This window comes from Shewanella sp. (genome assembly GCF_047975355.1).
Taxonomy (GTDB): Bacteria; Pseudomonadota; Gammaproteobacteria; order Enterobacterales; family Shewanellaceae; genus Shewanella.
In genome coordinates this window covers 87,423-110,508 of record NZ_JBKEDJ010000020.1, presented here as the reverse complement: position 1 = coordinate 110,508, position 23,086 = coordinate 87,423, and the positions used below count along the sequence as shown (strand labels likewise).

Below are 23,086 nucleotides of genomic sequence, written 5' to 3'. Positions count from 1 at the left end.
TTTGCGAAGCTATTTAGGTTTGTAGCTTTTGACGATTTTATCGAAGTCGCTGATCAAGGCGTCGTTGAGTACTTGAGGGGCTTTACCTAAGGCTGCCGTGGGTTTAAACACTGCGACCCGCGTGCCTTGGGGAGAAACCAGTACATAGCCAGCACTATGATCGACTTGATAATTATCCCCTTCGCCGACCATGGCATAGGTGAGGCCTAGGCTGCGGGTGAGGGGGAAGATTTGGGTTTGCTCACCCGTCACTGCCTTAAACTCAGGATTAAAGAAATTCACATAGGTGAGGAGTTTCTCTGGGGTGTCCCGCTTCGGATCCACGGATAAAAACACGATTTGAATGGGCGCAATTTTTTTCAGCTCAGGATAGGCGGCGGCGAGTTTGTTTAAGGTGGTCGGACAGACATCGGGGCAATAGGTAAAGCCGATAAAGAATAGGCTCCATCGATCCTTCAAATTCGCATTGGTAAAGGGTTTCTGCTGTTGATCGACAAGCTCAAAGGGCGCTAGCTCGAACGCCTCGGGAAACAAAAAACCACTCTCTAACTCAACGGGCTTAGGTGGATTGAACTTCACTGCAAATAGCCCGCCCAATCCTATTAATAGAATCGCTATCACTAAGATCTTGTTGGAGATTCTTGTTTGCATATTTTGTCCTTTGACCATGCTCGCCCCATCGCTCATTGCACATTAAGCCCAAAGATAGTGGTCGAGCAGTAATGCCATAAATAACAACATTAAATGATAAATCGAAAAACGAAACACCTGCATCGCCAGCCCTTCGCTATCCTGATACTTTAACTGCCACGCTTTATAGATAAATCCTGTGCTAAGTATGCTTGAGCACACAAAGTAGAGCGGGCCGCTCATCCCGACTAACACGGGCAATAGACAGGCTATCGCCAGCAAAATCGTATAGAGCAAGATACAGGTCTTAGTAAATTCTACCCCATGGGTCACGGGCAGCATGGGAATATCCACTTTGGCATATTCTGCGCGTCTGTGAATCGCCAGTGCCCAAAAATGCGGCGGCGTCCACAGGAATATGATGATGACGAGCAATAGCGCATGACCATGGAATTGATTCGTTACCGCCGTCCAGCCCAAGAGCGGCGGCATTGCGCCCGCTAAACCGCCAATGACAATGTTTTGTGGCGTGGCCCGTTTTAAATAGGCGGTATAAATCAAGGCGTAACCAATCAAGCTGGCAAAGGTGAGCCAAGCGGTGAGTGGGTTAGTGAAAACATAGAGGATCACAAAACCTAGGCTGCCTAAGAGTGCCGCGAACAGCAGTGCCCTCGTTGCCGAGACCCGGCCTTTGGGCAGCGGACGGTTATAAGTGCGTGCCATCATGCCGTCGATTCGCCGATCGATCAGATGGTTTAAGGCCGCGGCCGAACCCGCCATCATGGCGATGCCGAGTAGGCCTGCCACTAAAGGTTGGACTGGCAGTATGGTGGGCATGGCTAAACACATGCCGACTAAGACGGTGAGTAGCATCAAGGCCACAACCTTAGGTTTAGTCATTTCGAAATAGGCACGCCAAGCTAAATGAATACTGGGGTGACTGCTGATTGAGAGTGGTTTTGCCATGGTAAATCCCCCGATGATTAAGGTGCTCTGCGCCAAAGGAAATAGTTAATAGCGACTAAGGTGAGTAGTAATAGCGCCGCGCCGCCGTTATGGGAAACGGCAATCCCCAGCGGTAAATGCATTACCACGTTTGAAATCCCTAAACTGACTTGCAGTATTACCAGGGCGACCAACAATAGGCTTAGGGCTTTGAGTTGGGTGCTGAAAAACAAGCGATAGGCGAGCAGCAGCAATAGACTTGCGGTAATGATGGCGCCAATACGGTGGGCGATGTGGATGGTCATACGTGCATGGTAATCCAATACGCCAAATTCGAAGCTTGGGTGTTGTCCTTGGAAAGGGGAAAACGCATCGGCGATGGCGAGGTTGTCCATCCAGTTACCTTCACAAATCGGTAAAGCCGTACAGGCGAGGGCGGCATAGTTGGAGGAGGTCCAAGCGCCGAGCATGATTTGGCCAATCAGTACCACGAGACTCAGCAACGCCAGTTTCGGTAAGTGTTTACTCTGGCCGAGAAATTTAAGGCTCGAGCCAAGCTGCCCTGCATGGGTGCTGTTAAATCCTGCACTTGTAACTCGTTGATTGTGAATATCAGCGGTCTCAATAATTCGCCTTGGTCGCGTTCGCAGATACAGTAAAAGCAGGAGAGAGAGCAAACTAAAGCCGCCAATTAAGTGGGACATAACGACAATTGGCATGAGTTTCATGGTCACAGTCCACATCCCCAAAGCCGCCTGAAAGATGATGAGTAACACTATGGCCAAGGGCAGTTTTTTAGGGGCTTGGGATGTTTTTAGGCAGAGGATAAAAACCAGTAAGACGAGAATGCCCAAGGCCCCCGCGATATACCTGTGGATCATCTCGAGCCAGGCTTTTTCGGGATGGATATCATGGTCCGGAAACAGGGTTTGGGCATGGGATATCTCATGGTCGTGGGTGGGCACTTTGATATGGCCATAGCAACCTGGCCAATCTGGGCAGCCTAGCCCTGCGTCCGAGAGCCGAGTGTAAGCCCCCATTAAAATCACTAACAGGGTAAAGACTATGGTTACGCGTAGGAGCCAAGTCAGTTGCATTAGTCTACCCTCGATAGTTTCAATAACTTACGTAGATCCGCGACCAAGGCCTTGCCCTGAGCTAAGTGCGCAGCCTTGCCTTGTACTTGAGGGTAGCGCAGCACAAGTGCACCAAGTGGATCGACAATAATCAGCTGCTGTTGGTCAAGCCATTGGATGAGGCCTTGACTGGCAGGCTGGGTGTTGAAGTTAAAGGTGCTTAATGCGCTTAAGTCACTATCTGGATTCACAAGAATAAGGGGTTCGACGCGAGTTTGATCTGGCCCTAGGGCAGTATGACTCTGACGCAGGATATACAAGCGCTCGCGGCAAGCCTCATCGCATTGGGCGGGCAATAAATACAGCAGTTGCCATTCCTTTGGCTGAGGATTGTTAAGGCCCAAACTGGCATAGCTGGTTTCTGGGCTGATGAGTTCACCATGGTTGGTGGCGCCCTCTTGATACCAATGCATGCTCAGCACTAACTTAGCGATGACCACAGGTGCTATAAAGGCCAGTAGCAATAACCCCAATGCGTGGTATTTGGCTGTTTGTTGGGAGTCCATATTTGCTCCTCTTATTGTCCCTAATTCTTTGTTTTATTGTGTTCTTATTAAAATCTTGCTGGTAATTAGTTACTCGGTCTTCGTCGCTTCCTTATTTGCTTGATGAAGTTTGAGGTATTTAATTCCCTGCCAGCTCATCAGCCCCGCAAATACCGCCGCCATGGCAAACCATTGCAATGCATAACCCCAATGTTTTTGGGCCGAGAGTGGGAAGGGCTGCCAAGGGTGGGGTAAGGTTTGTGCTGGTTGTAATTGGGTCGAGGAATCGGGTTGTAACACCACGGGGAGGATGGGATGCCCTAACATTTGTGCCATCTCGTGCAAATTAAGGTTTTGAAATCGAATTCGCTCACCTTGTTCTGTGGTGAAGGGTTCTGCCAATAAATGATGGCTTAAGGGATTAATCTGTTTTTGATAGAGTCGGCCTGCAATCGCCAGCTCATCTACGATAGGGCTGACCTCGGGCAATTCATTTCGGTGGGATTTCGCGGCAATAAAGCCGAGCTCGACTAGCAGCCAAGGTTGCTCAGAATGGCTTACCTGATGTTCTGTCGTTATTTGCAGTAATTGAAAGGCGAGATAGCCCACTTGCCCTTGATAGACCTGATTATCGAGTAACCAAATTTGTGGATTCGCGGGGTTGGCTTGAACCTGTAGGCGGTAGCCCGTGACGCTGCCTTTATTTAATTCATTGAGTAGTTGTTCAATGCTGAGTGCGGGAGCGGTTTGCCTCGCCTCCATTTGTGCTAGTAGTGCGGTTTTTTCAGCGGCTCTGTCCATTTGCCATAAACCTAACTTGACCAAAACCACGAATACCACCACAGTCAATATCAGTAATAACGGCACTCCCCTATGCACCCAAATATATCTTGGCAACCCAATCAATTTGGCCAGCAAAACATAAGGATAGCGTATGAACATTCCGCTCATTTTTAAGTGTGTTTTAGTACTGCTGTTACTATTTATCATTTTTAACCTAGGCAGAGCCCTAATCATTATGGTTAAAGGTGACGACCAAACCGCTGACCACCCTGTGCAAATGAGTCGCTATTTAGGCCGTCGGGTGATATTTTCTGTACTGGTTATCCTGCTCTTGCTGGTGGCTTTAGGGACTGGACTGCTTGGCCTCAATCCCACGCCTTAATTATTCAACTCATTGTTTCAGAGGTATTTAAAGCACGTAAACGAAGATAAACAGGCAGAGCCAAACTACGTCAACAAAGTGCCAATACCAACTGCCAGCCTGAAAAGCAAAATGCTTATCCGCACTAAAGTGACCCTTTAACACTCTGAAAAACAAGGCTAATAGAAAGATTGTGCCCAAGGTGACATGCATGCCGTGGAAGCCTGTTAGCAGGAAAAAGGTATTGCCATAGACGCCAGAGGTGAGCGTCAACCCCATCTCATGGTAGGCATGGCGATATTCCTCCGCCTGTAAGGCAAGGAAGCTAATTCCCAGTAAAATCGTCAGTCCCAGCCAGAGGGTGATGGCCGAGCGCTTACCTTTTTCCAAGCTGATATGGGCAAAATGCAGCGTGACAGAGGAGGTCAGCAGCACAATTGTGTTGATGAGAGGCAGCCCGTTCCAGGGCATGGCTTCGGTTTTGGTGCCATCTGGCGTGGTGACGAGTGGCCAAACGGCCTCGAAGTGTGGCCAAAGGACTTCGTGGGTCATGGCATTGTTGGACGCGCCGCCGAGCCAAGGCACTGCGACCATACGGGCGTAAAATAAGGCGCCGAAGAAGGCGGCAAAGAACATTACCTCGGAGAAGATAAACCAGCACATGCCTTGGCGAAACGATCTATCCATCTGATGTGAGTAGAGACCCGTCATCGATTCTTGGATCACGGTTCTAAACCAACCGATGAGCATAAACAGGATGACGGCTATGCCTGCCAGTAGAATATAGCCACCACCAGATGCGCCAGATTTTAGTTGATGTACAAAATGTCCTGCGCCAAAGGCGATTAAAAACAAGCCGATAGCACCAACAATCGGCCAAGCACTCTGGGCGGGGACATAGTAAGTCTCATGTTTAGTGGTCATTTTGCAGCTCCTTGCTCTATGGCAGACGCTAACTGCTTGTCGGTAATGTCGTAGAGGGTATAAGAGAGGGTTAAAGTGTGGATCGACTCGGGTAACTGAGGATCAACAAAGAAAATTAATGGCAGCTCCGCACTACTCGCCGCCGCTAAGGGCTGTTGGTTAAAACAAAAACATTCGGTTTTATTGAAATAGGCCGCGCCTTGGCCTGGTGATACTGAAGGTATCGCCTGACCGACAGTGGCTCTGTCTGACACATTGTGTGCCAAAAATGCCGTGTGGATTAGCTCACCTGGGTGGACTTCGAGTCGTTTTGTTTGTGGCTCAAATTTCCACGGCATGCCCGTTTGCACCTGCGAGATAAACTCCACAGTTACCACGCGGTTCTTATCCACAGTAATCGCTTGATAGCTGCTGGCGGTATTAGAGGTTTTGCCGTTAATACCCAGTTTTTCGCACAGTACATCGTAGAGCGGCACCAAGGCAAACCCAAAGCCAAACATAGCAACGCAGCCCAATACCAGCAGGCTGATGAGCTTACGGTTTGACTTGGTGTTGGGCTGATGGGGTTGGCCTTGCATGTTATTTCACCTCGGGTGGTGTGGTGAAAGAGTGATAGGGCGCGGGGCTTGGCAGGGTCCACTCTAAGCCTTCGCTGCCTTCCCAAGGTTTGGCGGGTGCCTTTTCACCACCCCGAATGCACTTAATCACCAGCACTAGGAAGATCAACTGTGATAGGCCAAAGGCAAAACCCCCAATCGACACGATTTGATTCACATCGGCAAATTGAATCGAGTAATCGGGAATACGCCTTGGCATACCCGCAAGACCCAAGAAATGCATTGGAAAAAACAACACGTTGACCGAAATCACCGAACACCAAAAATGCCACTGGCCGAGCTTTTCGCTGTACATATGGCCAGTCCATTTAGGTAGCCAGTAATAGGCAGCCGCCATAATGGAGAAAATCGCACCAGTGACTAGCACATAGTGGAAGTGAGCCACCACAAAGTAAGTATCGTGGTATTGGAAGTCGGCCGGCGTGATGGCGAGCATCAAGCCAGAGAAGCCACCAATAGTGAACAGGATAATAAAGGCCACCGCGAACAACATTGGGGTTTCAAAACTCAGCGAGCCGCGCCACATGGTGGCTACCCAGTTAAACACTTTTACCCCAGTCGGCACGGCAATTAGCATAGTGCAGTACATAAAAAACAGCTCGGCAAATACGGGCATACCTGTGGTGAACATATGGTGCGCCCACACGAGGAAGGACAAAATCGCAATGCTCGCCGTGGCGTACACCATTGATGAATAACCAAAGAGTTTTTTGCGGCTAAAGGCTGGTACTATGGCTGAGATAATGCCGAAGGAAGGTAAAATCATGATGTAGACTTCTGGATGACCGAAAAACCAAAAAATATGCTGGAACATCACTGGATCGCCGCCACCTGCCGCTTCGAAGAAGCTAGTGCCGAAAAACTTATCGGTTAACACCATAGTGACGGCGCCAGCAAGCACAGGCATTACGGCGATAAGTAAGAAGGCGGTGATCAACCATGTCCAGACGAATAGCGGTAACTTCATCCAAGTCATGCCGGGGGCACGTAGGTTGACTATGGTGACGACCACGTTGATGGCGCCCATAATCGAACTTATCCCCATGATATGAATAGAGAATACAAACAATGCTGTGCTGTCAGGGCTGTAAGTGGTGGAGAGTGGTGCGTAGAAGGTCCAACCGAAGTTAGGGCCGCCGCCTTCCATAAACAAGGAGCTCAGCAAAATGGCAAAGGCGAAGGGCAGGATCCAAAAACTCCAGTTGTTCATCCGTGGAAGTGCCATATCTGGCGCGCCAATCATCATAGGGATCAGCCAGTTAGCTAACCCTGTAAAGGCCGGCATAACGGCACCAAACACCATAATCAACCCATGCACAGTAGTCATTTGGTTGAAAAAGTTAGGTTCAACGAGTTGTAATCCGGGCTGAAAGAGTTCGGCGCGGATCACCATGGCCATAGCGCCACCGGTTAAAAACATAATGAAACTAAACCATAGGTACAGAGTGCCAATGTCCTTGTGGTTGGTGGTGAGTAACCAGCGCATGATGCCTTTAGGTACACCGTGATGGTGTTCATCATGGGCGGCAATTTGATCTTGAGTCAGTGTGCTCATCTTAATCCCCTACTGTCCATGGCGAGCAATATCAGCGGGTTGCACTGTATCGCCTGTATTGTTGCCCCACGCATTGCGTTCATAGGTAATGATGGCGGCAAGCTGTTGTGGAGTGAGTTGGTTGCCAAATGCCTGCATCGCAGTGCCAGTTTTACCGTGCATCACTATGTCGATGTGATTCGCGACAGGACCTGTTGCGATAGCACTGCCAGCAAGGGCTGGGAAGGCGGGTGGCATACCTGCACCTGTGAGCTGGTGGCAGGCGGCGCAAAGAGTGGCATAGACTTTTTCCCCTTCGACCATCAGTTCATCATGGCTGAGAGTGGGAAGACTCGCGGGATCGACACTGGCGACGGGTTCTGCTGTGGCTTTGGGCGAGTCGGTGGTTGTAGAGGCGGCTGGCGTTGCTGTTGGCTCACTAGTACTGCCACCTGACTTATGGGCATCAACGTCTTTTGCTTGTACCGCATCCCCCGTATTATTGCCCCATGCATTGCGTTCATAGGTAATCACGGCGGCAATTTCTTGGGCAGTTAATTGTTTGCCGAAGGCTTGCATGGCCGTACCCGCTTTGCCATTGAGCACTATTTCAAGATGGCCACTCAGTGGACCTACGGCAATTGGGCTGCCTTTGAGATGTGGGAATACCCCCTGTAGCCCTTCACCGTTGGGTTGGTGACAGGCGGCGCAGTGGCCGAGGTAAACTTGTTCACCCTGAGCCATCAGCTCTTCTTTAGTCAGTGTTTGTGATAAGGCGGCCTGTGCGGCTTGGGCTGCGGCATTGGCGGCTTGTTTTTGCTCTTCGACCCATGCATCGAACTCGGCTTCGGGCAAGGCTTGCACTACTATCGGCATAAAGCCATGGTCTTTGCCGCAAAGCTCGGCACATTGGCCACGATAAATGCCGGGTTTGTCGATGCGCGTCCAAGCCTCGTTGATAAAACCTGGGTTGGCGTCTTTTTTAACCGCAAAGGCGGGCACCCACCATGAGTGGATCACATCTTCTGAGGTCATTAGAAAGCGGATTTTCCGATTGATAGGGAGCACAAGGGGTTTATCTACTTCGAGCAAGTAGTGCTCACCTTTGGCCTCGCTTCCTTCGATTTGAGGTCTTGGAGTCGCGAGAATACTGTAAAAATCAATGTCTTGATCGAAGTAGCTGTAATGCCATTTCCATTGCGATCCTGTGACTTTAACCGTGAGATCGGCATTGCTGGGATCTTCCATGGCAATGAGGGTTTTAGTCGCCGGAATCGCCATTAAGATCAGAATGATAAAAGGAATTATCGTCCAAGCTATTTCAACTTTTGTACTCTCATGGAAGTGAGACGCGACCGCGCCCTTGGATTTTCTGTGGTTGATCATGGCATAAATCATGACGCCAAAAACCACTAGACCTATCGCACAGCAGATATACAGAATTGTCATGTGCAGGTGATACACCTTGCCACTGATTTCTGTTACGCCGGGTGTCATGTTGAACCGCATGTCCGCTGCGGCCAACGGTGGGGCGAATAGCACCACGAGTAAACAATACAACCATTGCTTCACAAGACTTCTCCTCTGCCAATTGCGAATAGCAACTACAAAGAAGAGCAACACAGTAAGTCTCAACTCTATGCAAACTCTTCAGTTCCCAAAAAAGCTTCTCTGACTTCAACGTGCGTTGGCGGCTTACTTTTGATTAAGTATTGTTACTGCTGGTATTAGCCACACTGGCACATACTGCTGAATAAACCCATTATTCTCGATTTTTGTGGGCAAGAGATATTCGATAAATTGTCGATATTTTTTGCCTAAAAGGGCGATATATCATGGTCGCCTGAATCAAACATACTTGCTGTTTAAAAATTGATCAAGATCACTTCTTTTTCTAATTGTCTGAAAAATTGTCAAAAAAAAGCCCCACATTCACAGGTGAGGCGGCTTTCAAGGCTAAATGCGTAGCGAAAATATTTTAATGAACTGAGCTGAAAAGAGCAGGCTGACTAAAATGAGCGGGTTGTTTGAGTGTCGCATCCGAAGGTAATTGATTCGCGACACCTTCGAGCACTATGCCCATGGCCCGGGCGCTCTTGGCCACAATTTGCAAACGACGATTGTCGCGTGCATCGAGCGAGTGGGTCCAGGTAATCACTGCGCTTGAGGTTCCACTGGTTAAGGCTTTTTCCATCGCCCACAGGGTTTCGACTTCATCTTTTGCATGCACTAAGAGTACGCGGTCCATACGCACGCCAGCGTTGGCCAGTAACTGCTTGTAACCAATACTGGGTGGGTTAATCAGCACGACCCAGCGGCCTTGTTGGCTCAGCTGCGCTAACTGTTTACTCAGTTGCATCAGCTCTTGGCGCCCTTGACTCTGGGTGGGCATGGACATGATGGGCGTATGTTGCCAATCAGTATCGGTTTCGCGAACCGCATCGAGCCATAAACCGGGGTGACGCGGGGCATTACCTAGTAGTTTGTTCATAGCCAATCTCCATTGCGGATCACCCCAACGGCGAGCCCTTCAATTGTTAGACTTTGGAAACTTAAATCGACTTTAATCGGGGAATAGTCTTCATTCTCTGCGTGCAGATAGACTAGATTCCCTTTCTTTTCAAAGCGTTTCACTGTTACATCATCATCAACGCGGGCAACGACCACTTGACCATTACGAGCTTGTTGTACTTTATGAACGGCGAGCAAATCCCCTTCGAGGATGCCGATGTTCTTCATGCTGTCGCCTTTTACGCGCAGTAAGAAATCGGCAGAGGGGTGGAACATGCTGGGATCGACTTGGTAATACTGTTCGACGTGCTCTTGGGCGAGAATAGGTTCGCCCGCCGCCACTTGGCCAATCAATGGAAGGCCTGTTTCGCTGTTATTCTCTTCCTCAACGGGGAGGCGGATACCGCGGGAAGTTCCAGGCATGATCTCGATGCAGCCTTTTTTTGCCAATGCCTTAAGATGTTCCTCGGCGGCATTTGCACTTTTAAAACCCAAACGGGTGGCAATTTCGGCCCGAGTGGGTGGCATGCCAGTTTCGGCAATATTACGTTTAATCAGCTCTAAAATTTCGGCTTGGCGTGGCGTCAACGGTCTCATGTTCTTTCCTGTTTTTCTATACAGTTACTGTTAGTATATACAGTATTATTCGCAGTGCAAGTATTAACCACTTTTTAACGCGATTGGAGAGTATTAGCGAATGTTCCCTAGAATCTGGTATTCTATGGGGCTAATGAACGTACTTACATTGCATAAGAATAATGCCTAAACAAGACTCTCTTTGGTTGAAATCATTACGCTGGATCCAAAAACACTTAGTGCACACTATTGTTGTGCCGCAGGACCCCTTTGCCGATCTGAATCTGGACGCATCCAGACCGCTTGCTTATGTAATGAAAACAGAATCCCTCAGTGATATTGCTGCCTTAAGCGAGATCACCACCAAGCTTGGTTTGCCAAGCCCCTATGAGCCTCTGGTCGTTAATGGGGTAGTCGCGCCTCGGGTAGTCTGCCTCGAAGGGCGTAAGCCTTTGTTTGGTGAACGTGCCAGCAATGAGCCATTTCTCGAATGTTTTATGCGTTTGTTGGCGGTCCATAAGGAAAAGCCTGAGTTAGATATTCAGCTGGTGCCCGTAAGCCTTTATTGGGGTCGTACTCCGGGTAAAGAAGACGACACCATGAAGGCGGCAGTGCTTGAGCGTGAGAACCCAACTTGGCTACGTAAATGCTTGATGATTCTGTTTTTAGGGCGTCACAACTTTGTCCAGTTTTCGAATGCAGTATCGCTGCGTTATATGGCCGACGAGCACGGCACCGATATAGGCATTGCCCATAAATTGGCGCGTGTGGCTCGGGTGCATTTCCGCCGCCAGCGCAAGGTGATGACGGGGCCAGTGCTGCCAAATCGTCAGGCATTATTCCATTCGCTGCTGAAATCTGAATCCTTACGTAAGGCTATTCAAGAAGAAGCGGCGAGTAAGAAGATTTCTGAAACTCAAGCCCGTGAAACAGCAATTGAATATCTTGATGAAATTGCAGCGAATTATTCCGATAGCTTAGTGCGCATTGCCGAGCGTTTCTTAACTTGGTTATGGAACAAGCTCTACAGCGGTATCAACATCAAAGGTGCCGAGCAAATCCGCCAGCTTCACCATGATGGCCATGAGATTGTTTATGTGCCTTGCCACCGCAGCCATATGGATTACCTGCTGTTATCCTACATCCTGTATTACCAAGGTATGGTGCCGCCGCATATCGCTGCGGGTATCAACTTAAACTTCTGGCCCGCGGGACCGCTGTTCCGTCGTGGCGGCGCTTTCTTTATTCGCCGTAGTTTTAACGGCAATAAACTTTATACCGCCGTGTTCCGTGAATACTTAGATCAGCTATTTGCTAAGGGATATTCGGTTGAATATTTCTCTGAAGGTGGACGCTCTCGTACTGGCCGTTTGTTGGCGCCGAAAACGGGTATGATCGCTATGACGATCAACAGTGTGCTGCGTGGCATCGAACGTCCAGTCACTTTAGTGCCTGTGTATTTAGGCTACGATCACGTGATGGAAGTGGCGACCTATCACAAAGAGTTAAGCGGTAAGAAAAAACAGAAAGAATCTGTATGGCAAGTCTTTGGTGCTATTCGTAAATTAGGTAATTTTGGCCAAGGTTATGTGAACTTTGGTGAGCCTATCACGCTGCAAAACTTCTTGAATGAAACGGCGCCTAACTGGCGCAGCGAAGTGGCAGACGATCCTGAGCAAAAACCCACTTGGTTAACCCCTGCGGTGAACGTGTTAGCGAATCGTGTGATGACCCGCATTAACGATGCCGCCGCGGCCAGCTCTATTACCTTGACTAGCTTAGTGCTGCTGGCATCGGAGCAAAATGCCTTAGAGCGTTGTTTGCTCGAGCGTCAATTAGATTTATACCTGACTCTACTTAAGCGTGTGCCATACACTTCGTTTACGTCGGTTGCCGAAGGCGATGGCAAACATTTAGTGCAACAAGGATTAGAGCTGAATAAGTTCTCCATCAATGCCGATCCTTTGGGTGAGATAGTGTCTATTGATGCGAATCAAGCAATTACAATGACTTACTATCGTAACAACATTATCCACTTGTTTATCATTCCGTCGCTAATTGCCAGTTGTTTAACCAATAATAAACAGATTTCAAGGGCGAGTATTCTTGGGATTGTGAATGACTTCTATCCGCTACTGAAGGCGGAGTTGTTTATGGGTATCAAAGATCTGCCAAGTTATGTGAATCAAGTGCTGGATCTGTTTATTGAACAGGGGTTAGTGCAGGAAAGCGATTCCTTGTCTGTGGTCTCTGAGCACACCAGCGAGATGCTATTGCTGGCTGGCAGCGTTAGCGAGACCTTGCAACGCTATGCGATTATCTTCAATCTGCTGGCCCACAGACCTAAGATGGAACGTTCGGAGCTGGAGTCTGAAAGCCACCTGCTTGCCCAACGTTTAGGGGCGTTGCACGGTATTACTGCGCCAGAATTCTACGACAAAAAACTCTATAACACCTTGAGTGTTAAGTTAAAAGAGCTGGGTTACTTCTCCGGTAAGGAAGATAAATCCGATGTCGAGCGTATTCGCGATCAAGCGAATAGCTTACTCCGAGCCTCAGTGAGACAAACCATTGTTGTGAGCGTGACCGCGGAGCATATCGTTTAATGGCAAACCATATGAATGCGGCAAAGAATAAGCCGGTGGGTAAGTCTTTGCTCGGTGGTGCCATGATTATTGCCGGTACGACAGTCGGGGCGGGGATGTTTTCTTTGCCGGTCGTGGGTTCCGGTATGTGGTTTGGCTACTCGGTACTGATGTTGCTCGGTATTTGGTTTTGTATGCTGATGTCGGGGTTGTTGCTGCTCGAAACTAATCTGCATTTCGAGCCGGGGGCGAGTTTCGATACCCTGACCAAGGAAACCCTAGGCCAATTTTGGCGTATTGTGAATGGGGTCTCGATTGCCTTCGTGCTCTACATCTTAACCTATGCCTATATCAGCGGCGGTGGCTCGATTGTTAATCATAGCCTGCAGGGTATGGGGATTGAGTTACCACAGAGTGTCGCCGGATTAGTGTTTGCGGTAGTGCTCGCCTGTATCGTGTTGATCAGCACTAAGGCTGTGGATCGCATTACCACCATTATGCTCGGTGGGATGATCATCACTTTCTTCCTCGCGATTGGTAACCTACTCATCGAAATCGATGTGACTAAGTTGCTAGAACCCGATGGTAATCAAAGCTTTATGCCTTATCTGTGGGCGGCCTTGCCCTTTGGTCTTGCAAGTTTTGGTTACCACGGTAACGTGCCGAGTCTAGTGAAGTACTATGGCAAAGATTCGTCAACTATCCTCAAAGCCATTTTTGTCGGTACTTTTATTGCGCTGATCATTTATGCCTGTTGGTTAGTGGCGACCATGGGCAACATTCCCCGCAGCCAGTTTAGCGAGATTATTGCCCAGGGCGGCAATATGGGTGTGTTAGTGGGCGCTCTATCGAAAGTGATGGAAAGTATTTGGTTAAACAGCATGTTAACCCTGTTTGCTAACTTAGCTGTGGCGTCCTCCTTCCTCGGTGTGACCTTAGGTTTATTCGATTACTTGGCCGATCTGTTCGGGTTCGATGATTCGCGCTCGGGTCGGATGAAAACGGCGATTGTCACCTTTGTGCCGCCTACCATACTTGGTTTGTTGTTCCCCGATGGCTTTTTGATTGCCATTGGCTTTGCAGCCTTAGCGGCAACCGTGTGGGCCGTAATAGTGCCTGCACTGATGGCCTATAAATCGAGACAGCAGTTCCCTAACCATCAAGGTTTTAGAGTCTTTGGTGGCACGCCATTAATTATCCTTGTGGTGCTATACGGCGTAGTGACAGGTGCTTGCCACTTGCTGGCAATGGCGAATTTATTGCCGCAGTTTTCCTAAGCATTTTACTTGCCAATCAAGCCCTCAATTTGAGGGCTTTTTCTTTGTATTCATCTTTTTACCGCCAAAACTGGACAGTTGCAAAAACTCCAGCTTAACTCGAACACATCATCTGTTTGATTGGAGTCTGCAATGAGGATTACTCAGTACGCGCAGGGACAAGCATGTTGGGTCGAACTGGCAAGCCATGACTGGCAGGGTGCACAAGCGTTTTATCATGCGCTGTTTGGTTGGAATGCGGTGGAAATGGCGATTCCTAATGGTCATTTCTCGTTGTTTAATTTAGAGGGGGATGATTTAGGGGCCATGTATCAAATCCCTACATCGGAGCCACAGATACCCAGTCATTGGCGGATCTATTTTGCGGTTAAGGATATCGAAGCGACGGTTGCCGCCATTCTTGCTGCGGGTGGGCAATTACACATGGGGCCGCATGTGGTGGGTGATGCGGGCGTGATGGCGCAGGTGAGTGATCCCGAAGGCGCGCGCTTTGCCCTGTGGCAAGCGAAAAACCACCCTGGCTCACGTCGTCAAGGGGAAGAAAATACTCTGTGCTGGGTTGAGCTAGCCTGTCGCGAACCTAGCGCCGAAGCGGGCTTTTACACTCGAGTGTTTCCTTGGACGACCCGTCCCAGCCATGTGCCTGGCATCGATTACACTGAGTGGCAAATTGACGGTCAATCTATCGGTGGCATGATGAAGATGATGCCAGAGTGGGGAGAACTTCCGGCCCATTGGATGCCTTACTTTGTGGTGGCGGATTGTGATGCCTTTGCGGCTAAGGCGCAGGGGTTAGGTGCGCAGCTATGCGTGCCGCCAAGTGACATCCCCGATGTGGGACGCTTTGCTGTGATAGCCGATGCTCAGGGCGCGACTTTTGCGGTGATAAAGTTAAATCAGCTATCTTAAGCTGTGAGGCTATATGTCAGCACAAGCAGACTCATAAAACCTAGGTAGATGTTCGCCTACCTAGGTTTTATGTTATTTGTACTGATGCGTCCTGCATTATTCTCTATGGATCCTGTCGTTAAACCTGAAATTCACTCGCTAAACCATCCAGTTGTTGACCTGTACCCAGTTTACCATTGGTAGAGGGCTTGCCAGTAGCATACTCCTAGCCACTGCCAGTTACGCGAGTGTTAGTTTGGATTGTCGATTAACAGTGTGGTTGGGCAATTGGTTTTTTTCGCCTTTGGCGCCTTAGCGAGCAGACTCGGTAAAGAATCGGAGCTGCTGATGACCTGAGGTAGGTTAATACGGATTTCACTCAAGAGTCCTTTGGCACAGTCTAGGGTGACTTTAGTGTGTGCACCTTGGCCAAAGCTGGCATCAAAGCTTTGATTTAGCTCCTGTTGAGTCACTTTTTTACCAATTCTTGCATGGATAAACTGTTGCACCCATGCCGAGGCATTTACTTCTTGGGTCAGCTGAGTCGCCAGTAAAAAGTAATCATTAGGGTCTTGGTTGCGACAGGTGCCATGTTTCCACCATTCATGGCGCTCTAAACAGCTGCCGTAGCGGGCACTTGGCATCACTTCTTCGAGATTTTTTTGGACAGAGGCATTAAGCGGCACCTCGGGATAATCACAAAAATCACTCGGTTGTTGTTTCACGCTGCTACAAAAGCCGTAACGGGTGCCACATTGTTGGCGATTAGGCCAGAGGCCATGAAGACTAAAGTGTTGCCACTGAGGCGCGTCACTCTTTTGGCTTAAGGCGCGGCATTCGGCTTTGCGACTGCCATAGAGTTCGCAAAAGGTGCTCTGCCAACTCAGGGCGAGCACATTGGAGTCGTAGTTATCCTCGATTTGGCACACATTGCCTTGACGTTTCTCTGGTTTAGCGTGCTCTTTTAAGCTTTCACTATTGATGGCTTTAATATCCGAGGCGGTTGTCGTTTGTGCTGGTTCTACATTAGAGGCAGGTTGATAAATACCTGTTGCCGCTGAACCAGTATTGTATTGTCCGCAGTCACCTTTAATCCAACGCAGTGGCGAGCTGACAGCATTGGTGCGAACTCTTAGCCAGTCGGGATTTGTGCTATTACCTAAAATTTCAGCAACGGGATAACGTTCACCGATATTGCTCTGCCAATTATCGGGATTGGTCTGTTTATTTTTCGATTGGAACAATTCGCAGCGCTTGTTGGCGATAAACTCTCCCGAGGCTGGGGCCGCCTGAAGGACTATGGGCATTAAGCCAATCAACAACAGCCCCAGTAATAAAGTGTTGCGATGAATACCTGTGCGGTTATTGATGGGAAAAGAAAATAAAGTTGTCATTCGCTGGCGTCCTTTCTGCTATGGCGGTGGAACAAACACATGCGTTGCAAGTTGCTATTGTGCAGTGAAATTCTGGAATGCGCTAATGGGATCTTGATTGGAAATTTAATTCGAATTCAAAAATATATAAACCCCTAGCATGGATATCACACTAGGGGTTTATGCTGAGTTAATGCTATGGGTTATTCGGCATTATTGAGTTTGCGACCATAGATCAACAGATACAGCGCTGGCAGTACAAACAATGACAATATCGGTGCTGTCACCATACCGCCGACCATAGGCGCAGCGATTTTTTGCATTACATCGTTACCCGAACCCGCGCCCCACATAATGGGCAATAGGCCGAAGAAGATGGTAGCTACTGTCATTGCCTTCGGACGAATACGCATCACCGCACCTTCAATCAGGGCTTCTTTTAAGTCCTCGACGCTGTGATAAGTGTTTTTGTCCTGCCGATGTTTAATGGCGTTATTGAGATACACCAACATCACTACCCCGAACTCGGCGGCGACCCCAGCAAGGGCAATCATCCCCACGGCCACGGCGACTGAGATGTTGTAGTCGAGCAAGTACAACAACCAAGTACTACCTACGAGGGCGAAGGGCAGACTGAGCATAATAATGCTGGCCTGCATGGTCGAACCAAAGGTCATCATCAGTAGAATAAAGATCACCCCGAGCGCCATGGGGATCACTTGCTTGAGCTTAGCATCGACGCGCTGCATATATTCGTACTGACCCGCAAAGCTGTAACTGTAACGGGCTGGCACTACAAGCTCTTGTTCCAACGCGGTTTTCGCGGTAGCGATATATTCCCCAATCGAAGTGCCTTCGATATCGATAAACACCCAAGAAATTAACCGGCCGTTCTCACTCTTGAGCATAGGGGCGCCATCGTTAATTTCGATATCGGCTAAATTACGCAGCGGCAAGTAATGTCCCGATTTAGTGATCACTGGCAGTTCGCGCAGTTTCTCGATATTGTCACGCAGCTCCCGTGGGTAGCGCAGGTTGATTGGGTAACGCTCAGAGCCTTGTACTGACTCACCAATATCCATACCGCCAATAGCGTATCGCACTACATCTTGAATATCCTGCAGCGTCATACCGTAGCGGACGGCAACATCCAGTTTAGGGCTTATATCGATATAACGTCCGCCGCCACTGCGTTCGGCATAAGCCGATTTAGTGTGTGGGACTTTGCTCAAGATAGCCTCAATTCTCGCGCCCAAGGTTTGTAGTTCATTGACATCGGCACCAGTGATCTTAATCCCCACCGGCGTTTTAATCCCTGTAGAGAGCATATCGATACGGGTTTTGATCGGTTGTACCCAAGCGTTAGTTAAACCAGGGACTTTTACCGTTTGCTGCAATTGGGCAATGATGCCGTCTAAGGTCATGCCTTCACGCCACTCATCATGGGGTTTGAGCATAATCGTGGTTTCGAGCATGGTTAGTGGCGCAGGGTCGGTAGCCGTTTCGGCGCGGCCGACTTTACCAAATACGCGAGCCACTTCAGGGACGGTTTTAATCAAACGGTCGGTCTGTTGAAGCACTTCGGCGGCTTTACCTGCGCTGATCCCCGGCAGTGCCGTGGGCATATAGAGTAAATCCCCCTCTTCGAGGGCGGGCATAAACTCACTGCCCATGCGCGTCATAGGGTACCAAGCACTCGCCAGCGTAACTAAGGCAATTAGGATGGTCACCTTAGGAAACTTAAGCACGAGTTTTAATGCCGGTTGATACAGGGCAATGAGTACGCGGCTGATTGGGTTGCTGCGTTCGCTCGGGATTTTTCCGCGGATAAAGTAGCCCATTAGAATGGGGACTAAGGTAATAGATAAAAGCGCTGCCGCTGCCATGGCAAAGGTTTTGGTATAGGCAAGCGGTGCGAATAAGCGTCCTTCCTGCGCCTCCAGTGCAAACACAGGCACAAAACTTAAGGTGATGATAATCAGCGAGAAAAATAGCGCTGGGCCGACCTCGATCGAGGCCTCAGTCACGATACGCCAATGCTCTTTTACCGAAGGCTCACGGTCATGTTCGGCTTTAAAGTGCTCCAAATGTTTGTGCAGGTTTTCTATCATCACGATTGCACCGTCGACGACGGCACCGATGGCAATAGCGATACCGCCAAGGCTCATGATGTTGGCATTCACCCCCATTTTGTTCATCACGATAAAGGCGATAAGAATCGATAGCGGCAAGGTGATCACTGCCACTAAGGTTGAGCGCGCATGCAGTAAAAACAGTAGGCACACTAAGCCAACGACCAGCATTTCTTCGACCACTTTGCTGAACAGGTTGTCGACGGATTTTTGGATCAGTTGAGAACGGTCATAGGTTGGAATGATTTCCACGCCTTCTGGTAGACCCGTTTTTAACTCTACAAGTTTGGCTTTGACCGCATCAATGGTCGCAAGAGCGTTTTCACCGTAACGCATGACCACAATGCCACCCACGACTTCGCCTTCGCCATCCAGTTCGACAATGCCGCGGCGCGAGGCGGGGCCTTTACGGACTGTCGCGACATCTTTAAGTAGCAAGCCTGTGCCGGAAGGGCTGGTTATCCCTAAAGGAATTTCACGGAAATCCTCTAAGGTTTGACGATAACCCTTAGCGCGCACCATATACTCGGCTTCGGCCATTTCGACCACAGAACCACCGGCCTCGCTGTTGGCTTTATCGATCGCTTGCTTAACGGCGGCGATGTCGAGTTTATAAATCGCCATTTTGTCGGGCTCAAGCACGACCTGATAGGTTTGTTCCATACCGCCCACTGTGGCGACTTCGGATACACCTGCGACACTTTGCAGCTCGAGTTTGAGATACCAATCCTGCAGGCTCTTGAGTTGAGACAGGTCTAAATTGCCGGAGCGATCGACTAACGCATACTCAAACACCCAACCCACACCTGAGGCATCGGGGCCGAGTGACGGTTGCACGCCTTGAGGTAGGCGACTGCTGATTTGACTTAAGTATTCTAGTACCCGTGAACGTGCCCAATAGATGTCGGTGCCATCTTCGAAGATCACATAGACATAGGAGTCTCCAAACATCGAAAATCCCCGCACGGTTTTCGCACCGGGCACGGCTAACATGGCGGTTGAAAGTGGGTAAGTCACTTGTTCTTCAACCAATTTTGGCGCTTGCCCTGGATAAGGGGTCTTAATGATCACCTGCACGTCGGATAAATCCGGCAGGGCATCAAGCGGCGTTTTACGCAGCTCCTGTATCCCCCAGACAGTGATCATCATGGCGATAATCAACACCATGAGCCTTTGTCTGATCGAGGATTCGATAATATATTTCAACATAATCCGCTCCTAGTGCTGATGGCCGCTGCTTAAACGCATTAAGCTGCCCTTGAGGCTGGCTTCGGAGTCGAGCAGGAATTGTCCCGAAGTTACCACGCGCTCACCTTCAGTGAGACCCGAGACTATCTCGGCTTTACCTTGGCTCATCATGCCCACAGTCACAGCCTTGGCGGTAAAGCTGTCATCGGCTTGTTTCACTATCACACGGTTTTCCTTACCCGTTTGGATGAGGGCTTCCTGCGGGATCACTAACACATCTTTATTCGGGCCGCCGAAGAGCGATACTTTAGCGAGCGTCTTAGGTCTTAGGGAAACATCATTATTATTCAGTACCACGCGGACTCTTAAGCTGCGAGTGACTGGGTCGAGTTCTGGGTAAATGTAGTCAATCGTGCCTTCGACGCTGCTGATATTCATAGCGGGAACAGATACTTCAGCCTTTTGACCAACGGCAATCCAGCTTTGCTCGTTTTCAAATACGTCGGCAATGACCCACACTTTGGATAGGTCGACGACGGACATCACCTCGGTTGAAGGCTGGATATACATGCCATCACGAACTTCAAGTGCTTTGACTATGCCATCTTGCTGAGCATAGAAAGGTACACGGTATTGGGTTTTGCGTGAGTCTGCAAGTTGTTGAATTTGCTTTTCATTCATCCCAAGCAATGACAAGCGTAGTCCTGCTCTACGCACTAAGTCTTGATAGCGGCCTGCACTGCTCGCTTTTGCCGTGTCGAGTGCTAACAGATAATCATCTTGAGCATTAATGAGATCGGGAGAATAGATTTCGTATAACAACTGGCCCTTTTTGACTGAGTCGCCCACGGATTTAATCATCAGCTTCTCAATCCAGCCTGTGACGCGGGCATGAACGTGATTGATCTGGCTCTCGTCATAATCGATTTGGCCAACGGTTTCGACAAACTTCCATAGTGTGTCGCGTTTTACCTCGGCGACTTTCAGGGCGAGTGCCTGCTGCATACTGCCAGAGACATTGATGTTGATTTCCTGAGTATCGCCGCCAGTTTCGACCTTCTCTAAATTCATGCCACAGATAGGGCAAGTGCCGGGCACATCGCTAATGATGTGGGCATGCATAGGGCACACATATTTTATGGTTGCCTCTGAACTTTGATTGTTCACTAAATTATTCGCCTTAGGCGCTGGTGTATCAAATACTTGAGCCGCATTTTGGCTTGTAGTGCTGGTTTGATGCTCCGCATGTTGTGCGGCTGTATTGGCTTCTTCCTCTTCTTCTTTTTCAACGAGGAACATATTGCACTTAGGGCAGCGGCCGGGTTCGTGGCTCTCTACCTCAGGGTGCATAGGGCAAGTGTAGGTTTTAACTTGATTTGCAGTTTGGTTATCGTGTGTATGCTCTTGTCCTGCCTCAGATTGAGTTGCAGGATTAACAAGCTGAGCTTGGGTTAACCAAGGCGTACCCATCAGTAAACTACTGAGTATCAATACTGCCTTAGGGCCCGGCTTTTTTACTTTATAAAATTGCTTCATATGCCTCATCTCCAGCCTAGCTTAGTGGTGCGCGTGATCTTTGTGCATTGCACCGTCAGCCATTTTTTCTGTCGTCGCTTTTGGCTCTAAGTTCATACCACATTTAGGACAAGTATCACCTTTATTGCCAGTCACTTCGGGGTGCATAGGGCAAACATAGGTTTGAGCTTGTTCCTGTGGCGCGGTGTTGTTGTGTTGATGCTCGTGGGGTGTTGCCGTGGCAAACACGCTGGTGCTCGTCATTAATAATGCAATTAAGGCGAGATTAGTTAAAGTTTTCATATTGTTCACTCCATCGGGTTTGATGGCCGAATATGAGTGCATAAACGTGGTAGATACTCTTCCTCGACTGATTATGCTCGAGAATAAAGGCGCCAAAGCTGTAAGTTGGCTCAGTGCTACGTTTTTGCTTTACTCAGGGTGCTTAGTTGTTGGTGCACCACAATAAACGGCGAAATAAATTGTTAGCTTTGTTTGCCCAGAAAAAGGGCACAATGAGGCTAGGCTATCGGCGGTTTGAAGGCTGAAGACAAAGAGACAGAGTGGAAATGAGGCATAGGAGTGGCCACTGGGGTATCGTTCAGACCAACACTAGGCCAAAGGTGTGGGCTGAAAAGAGTGCCGGCAACTGAAATCGTTAAACAATGTCCACATTCGTTAACACAGGATGTGGTGCCATCACAGCAGTGCTGCTTCGCGCCGGGAAGCATTTGATCGTTACAGCAATCTGTACTGGCCATTGCATCTGGATCAGCTCGGTTCTCAGTGTTCATCTGCATCATGGCGGCATGGTCCATTCCTTGGCTGGAAGGGTTATGAACCATAGCGCCCATTTCCATAGAGCGCATCACCATAGCGTGACCATTAGACGCGACACTTTGCCCGACGAGTGCGAGTAAAGTGAAAATGACTAATAGTGAACGACTCAGAGTTTGATGCATAAATATCCCAAATGATGAACGGCTCGATTTTAGCATAGAGGCATTATCCTGCAATGAGTTAACTCACATTTCGGCTAATGCCCCTGCTTGTTCGTCCTAAGGTTTAATTATTTTGAGGGATGATCTTCCAACATATCCGCCATTAATTGGCTGTGGTTTTGCAGTGGAAGTTGCTGCGGTGCGGCGCCATCCACGCTTAACTGAATGCTAGGGTTTTTAATAAAACGTTTAGCATCTGCTTCACTGGCTAATTTAGTCGGGGTGTTGATTTGGTAATTAGACTGCGGCGCGACATCTAAAGTGAAGAATAAAGGCTCCGATCTTACCCAAGTGCCACTATCATCGGCACGGTAGCTAAACAGATCTTGATATTTTACTTCGACCAGCACTTTACCTTCTGGCAGTTGCACAGGCTTAAAGGCTTTAATGGCTTGACCATTAATACTGACAACTTTGAGAGTATCAGTGCCTTTTAAAGTCGCTGCAGTTGCTGTCACGCTAATCGCCATAGTGCTCATGATTAAAGTCGCGGCAACTAATGCTTTATTTAATAAAGTGGTTTTCATAATAAACTCCAAAAATTTGCTATATCGCGTGAGTGCGCAATCACGTCGCCATCATCGCGGGATATTGAATCGATTTAATTGATAAAGCTAAAAAAGAT

At 48.9% G+C, this 23,086-nt stretch carries 21 protein-coding genes; 4 read left to right on the top strand and 17 right to left on the bottom strand.

All coding sequences use genetic code 11. From position 1 onward, the window contains the following. Positions 1-9 precede the first annotated feature (9 nt). The 5 genes from ACK5NH_RS07845 to ACK5NH_RS07825 all read right to left on the bottom strand — a co-directional run bounded on the left by ACK5NH_RS07845 (position 10) and on the right by ACK5NH_RS07825 (position 4,186). A complete protein-coding gene (locus ACK5NH_RS07845; protein ID WP_416919002.1) occupies positions 10-639 on the bottom strand; it encodes an SCO family protein in 630 nt (209 codons plus the stop codon). Positions 640-693: 54 nt separating this feature from the next. Then, positions 694-1,596, bottom strand: a complete 903-nt coding sequence (gene cyoE, locus ACK5NH_RS07840; RefSeq protein ID WP_416918954.1) for a heme o synthase — start codon at positions 1,594-1,596, stop codon at positions 694-696. Between the two features lie 17 nt (positions 1,597-1,613). Next, entirely contained in the window at positions 1,614-2,672 is a 1,059-nt protein-coding gene (locus ACK5NH_RS07835; protein ID WP_416918952.1) for a COX15/CtaA family protein, read from the bottom strand. Then, a complete protein-coding gene (locus ACK5NH_RS07830; RefSeq protein ID WP_416918950.1) occupies positions 2,672-3,217 on the bottom strand; it encodes a hypothetical protein in 546 nt (181 codons plus the stop codon). The genes ACK5NH_RS07835 and ACK5NH_RS07830 overlap by 1 nt, the downstream gene beginning before the upstream one ends. Before the next feature lie 69 nt (positions 3,218-3,286). After that, positions 3,287-4,186, bottom strand: coding sequence for an SURF1 family protein (locus ACK5NH_RS07825; RefSeq protein ID WP_416918948.1), 900 nt, complete (start codon positions 4,184-4,186; stop codon positions 3,287-3,289). Here ACK5NH_RS07825 and ACK5NH_RS07820 point away from each other — a divergent pair. Continuing rightward, a complete protein-coding gene (locus ACK5NH_RS07820; RefSeq protein WP_416918946.1) occupies positions 4,131-4,361 on the top strand; it encodes a DUF2909 family protein in 231 nt (76 codons plus the stop codon). The genes ACK5NH_RS07825 and ACK5NH_RS07820 overlap by 56 nt on opposite strands. 27 nt (positions 4,362-4,388) lie before the next feature. On the opposite strand, the gene ACK5NH_RS07815 is transcribed toward ACK5NH_RS07820, so the two are convergent. The 6 genes from ACK5NH_RS07815 to lexA form a co-directional block, all read right to left on the bottom strand. Then, complete coding sequence (locus tag ACK5NH_RS07815; protein WP_416918944.1) at positions 4,389-5,264, bottom strand: cytochrome c oxidase subunit 3; 876 nt, start codon at positions 5,262-5,264, stop codon at positions 4,389-4,391. Then, positions 5,261-5,842, bottom strand: a complete 582-nt coding sequence (locus ACK5NH_RS07810) for a cytochrome c oxidase assembly protein (protein ID WP_416918942.1) — start codon at positions 5,840-5,842, stop codon at positions 5,261-5,263. The genes ACK5NH_RS07815 and ACK5NH_RS07810 overlap by 4 nt, the downstream gene beginning before the upstream one ends. A gap of 1 nt (position 5,843) precedes the next feature. Further along, entirely contained in the window at positions 5,844-7,436 is a 1,593-nt protein-coding gene (gene ctaD / locus ACK5NH_RS07805; protein ID WP_416918940.1) for a cytochrome c oxidase subunit I, read from the bottom strand. Positions 7,437-7,445: 9 nt separating this feature from the next. Beyond that, a complete protein-coding gene (gene coxB, locus ACK5NH_RS07800; RefSeq protein ID WP_416918938.1) occupies positions 7,446-8,987 on the bottom strand; it encodes a cytochrome c oxidase subunit II in 1,542 nt (513 codons plus the stop codon). A gap of 406 nt (positions 8,988-9,393) precedes the next feature. Continuing rightward, a complete protein-coding gene (locus ACK5NH_RS07795) occupies positions 9,394-9,906 on the bottom strand; it encodes a cell division inhibitor SulA (protein WP_416918936.1) in 513 nt (170 codons plus the stop codon). Further along, entirely contained in the window at positions 9,903-10,523 is a 621-nt protein-coding gene (gene lexA, locus ACK5NH_RS07790; RefSeq protein ID WP_416918934.1) for a transcriptional repressor LexA, read from the bottom strand. Before lexA ends, ACK5NH_RS07795 begins: the two co-directional genes overlap by 4 nt. Positions 10,524-10,684: 161 nt before the next feature. On the opposite strand from lexA, the gene plsB reads away from it, so the two are divergent. The 3 genes from plsB to ACK5NH_RS07775 all read left to right on the top strand — a co-directional run bounded on the left by plsB (position 10,685) and on the right by ACK5NH_RS07775 (position 15,273). Next, the gene (gene plsB / locus ACK5NH_RS07785; protein ID WP_416918932.1) at positions 10,685-13,108 is read left to right on the top strand and encodes a glycerol-3-phosphate 1-O-acyltransferase PlsB; all 2,424 of its coding nucleotides are present in this window, start codon (positions 10,685-10,687) and stop codon (positions 13,106-13,108) included. Next, positions 13,108-14,364 (top strand): tryptophan permease, encoded by a 1,257-nt coding sequence (mtr, locus tag ACK5NH_RS07780; protein ID WP_416918929.1) that lies wholly within the window; start codon positions 13,108-13,110, stop codon positions 14,362-14,364. Before plsB ends, mtr begins: the two co-directional genes overlap by 1 nt. Positions 14,365-14,496: 132 nt before the next feature. Then, on the top strand, positions 14,497-15,273 hold the full coding sequence (locus ACK5NH_RS07775) for a VOC family protein (RefSeq protein ID WP_416918927.1): 777 nt from the start codon (positions 14,497-14,499) through the stop codon (positions 15,271-15,273). 230 nt (positions 15,274-15,503) lie between these two features. On the opposite strand, the gene ACK5NH_RS07770 is transcribed toward ACK5NH_RS07775, so the two are convergent. The 6 genes from ACK5NH_RS07770 to ACK5NH_RS07745 all read right to left on the bottom strand — a co-directional run bounded on the left by ACK5NH_RS07770 (position 15,504) and on the right by ACK5NH_RS07745 (position 22,988). Beyond that, positions 15,504-16,646: a ribonuclease T2 gene (locus tag ACK5NH_RS07770; protein WP_416918925.1), complete on the bottom strand. Its 1,143-nt coding sequence runs from the start codon at positions 16,644-16,646 to the stop codon at positions 15,504-15,506. Positions 16,647-16,828: 182 nt separating this feature from the next. Beyond that, on the bottom strand, positions 16,829-19,966 hold the full coding sequence (locus ACK5NH_RS07765) for an efflux RND transporter permease subunit (protein WP_416918923.1): 3,138 nt from the start codon (positions 19,964-19,966) through the stop codon (positions 16,829-16,831). Between the two features lie 9 nt (positions 19,967-19,975). After that, complete coding sequence (locus ACK5NH_RS07760) at positions 19,976-21,481, bottom strand: efflux RND transporter periplasmic adaptor subunit (protein ID WP_416918921.1); 1,506 nt, start codon at positions 21,479-21,481, stop codon at positions 19,976-19,978. Between the two features lie 21 nt (positions 21,482-21,502). Further along, positions 21,503-21,763, bottom strand: coding sequence for a heavy metal-binding domain-containing protein (locus ACK5NH_RS07755; RefSeq protein WP_416918919.1), 261 nt, complete (start codon positions 21,761-21,763; stop codon positions 21,503-21,505). Positions 21,764-21,981: 218 nt separating this feature from the next. After that, positions 21,982-22,458 (bottom strand): hypothetical protein, encoded by a 477-nt coding sequence (locus ACK5NH_RS07750; protein WP_416918917.1) that lies wholly within the window; start codon positions 22,456-22,458, stop codon positions 21,982-21,984. A gap of 71 nt (positions 22,459-22,529) precedes the next feature. Further along, the gene (locus ACK5NH_RS07745) at positions 22,530-22,988 is read right to left on the bottom strand and encodes a DUF2057 family protein (protein WP_416918915.1); all 459 of its coding nucleotides are present in this window, start codon (positions 22,986-22,988) and stop codon (positions 22,530-22,532) included. Positions 22,989-23,086 lie beyond the last annotated feature (98 nt).

Excerpts from the sequence above, each read along its gene's own strand:
- cyoE (WP_416918954.1), bottom strand. The coding sequence starts at position 1,596 with ATGGCAAAACCACTCTCAATCAGCAGTCACCCCAGTATTCATTTAGCT.
- ACK5NH_RS07810 (WP_416918942.1), bottom strand. The coding sequence starts at position 5,842 with ATGCAAGGCCAACCCCATCAGCCCAACACCAAGTCAAACCGTAAGCTC.
- lexA (WP_416918934.1), bottom strand. The coding sequence starts at position 10,523 with ATGAGACCGTTGACGCCACGCCAAGCCGAAATTTTAGAGCTGATTAAA.
- ACK5NH_RS07795 (WP_416918936.1), bottom strand. The coding sequence starts at position 9,906 with ATGAACAAACTACTAGGTAATGCCCCGCGTCACCCCGGTTTATGGCTC.
- ACK5NH_RS07745 (WP_416918915.1), bottom strand. The coding sequence starts at position 22,988 with ATGAAAACCACTTTATTAAATAAAGCATTAGTTGCCGCGACTTTAATC.
- ACK5NH_RS07755 (WP_416918919.1), bottom strand. The coding sequence starts at position 21,763 with ATGAAAACTTTAACTAATCTCGCCTTAATTGCATTATTAATGACGAGC.
- ACK5NH_RS07815 (WP_416918944.1), bottom strand. The coding sequence starts at position 5,264 with ATGACCACTAAACATGAGACTTACTATGTCCCCGCCCAGAGTGCTTGG.
- ACK5NH_RS07765 (WP_416918923.1), bottom strand. The coding sequence starts at position 19,966 with ATGTTGAAATATATTATCGAATCCTCGATCAGACAAAGGCTCATGGTG.
- ACK5NH_RS07835 (WP_416918952.1), bottom strand. The coding sequence starts at position 2,672 with ATGCAACTGACTTGGCTCCTACGCGTAACCATAGTCTTTACCCTGTTA.
- mtr (WP_416918929.1), top strand. The coding sequence starts at position 13,108 with ATGGCAAACCATATGAATGCGGCAAAGAATAAGCCGGTGGGTAAGTCT.
- ctaD (WP_416918940.1), bottom strand. The coding sequence starts at position 7,436 with ATGAGCACACTGACTCAAGATCAAATTGCCGCCCATGATGAACACCAT.
- ACK5NH_RS07750 (WP_416918917.1), bottom strand. The coding sequence starts at position 22,458 with ATGCTAAAATCGAGCCGTTCATCATTTGGGATATTTATGCATCAAACT.
- ACK5NH_RS07775 (WP_416918927.1), top strand. The coding sequence starts at position 14,497 with ATGAGGATTACTCAGTACGCGCAGGGACAAGCATGTTGGGTCGAACTG.
- ACK5NH_RS07770 (WP_416918925.1), bottom strand. The coding sequence starts at position 16,646 with ATGACAACTTTATTTTCTTTTCCCATCAATAACCGCACAGGTATTCAT.
- ACK5NH_RS07825 (WP_416918948.1), bottom strand. The coding sequence starts at position 4,186 with ATGATAAATAGTAACAGCAGTACTAAAACACACTTAAAAATGAGCGGA.
- ACK5NH_RS07820 (WP_416918946.1), top strand. The coding sequence starts at position 4,131 with ATGAACATTCCGCTCATTTTTAAGTGTGTTTTAGTACTGCTGTTACTA.
- ACK5NH_RS07760 (WP_416918921.1), bottom strand. The coding sequence starts at position 21,481 with ATGAAGCAATTTTATAAAGTAAAAAAGCCGGGCCCTAAGGCAGTATTG.
- ACK5NH_RS07830 (WP_416918950.1), bottom strand. The coding sequence starts at position 3,217 with ATGGACTCCCAACAAACAGCCAAATACCACGCATTGGGGTTATTGCTA.
- plsB (WP_416918932.1), top strand. The coding sequence starts at position 10,685 with ATGCCTAAACAAGACTCTCTTTGGTTGAAATCATTACGCTGGATCCAA.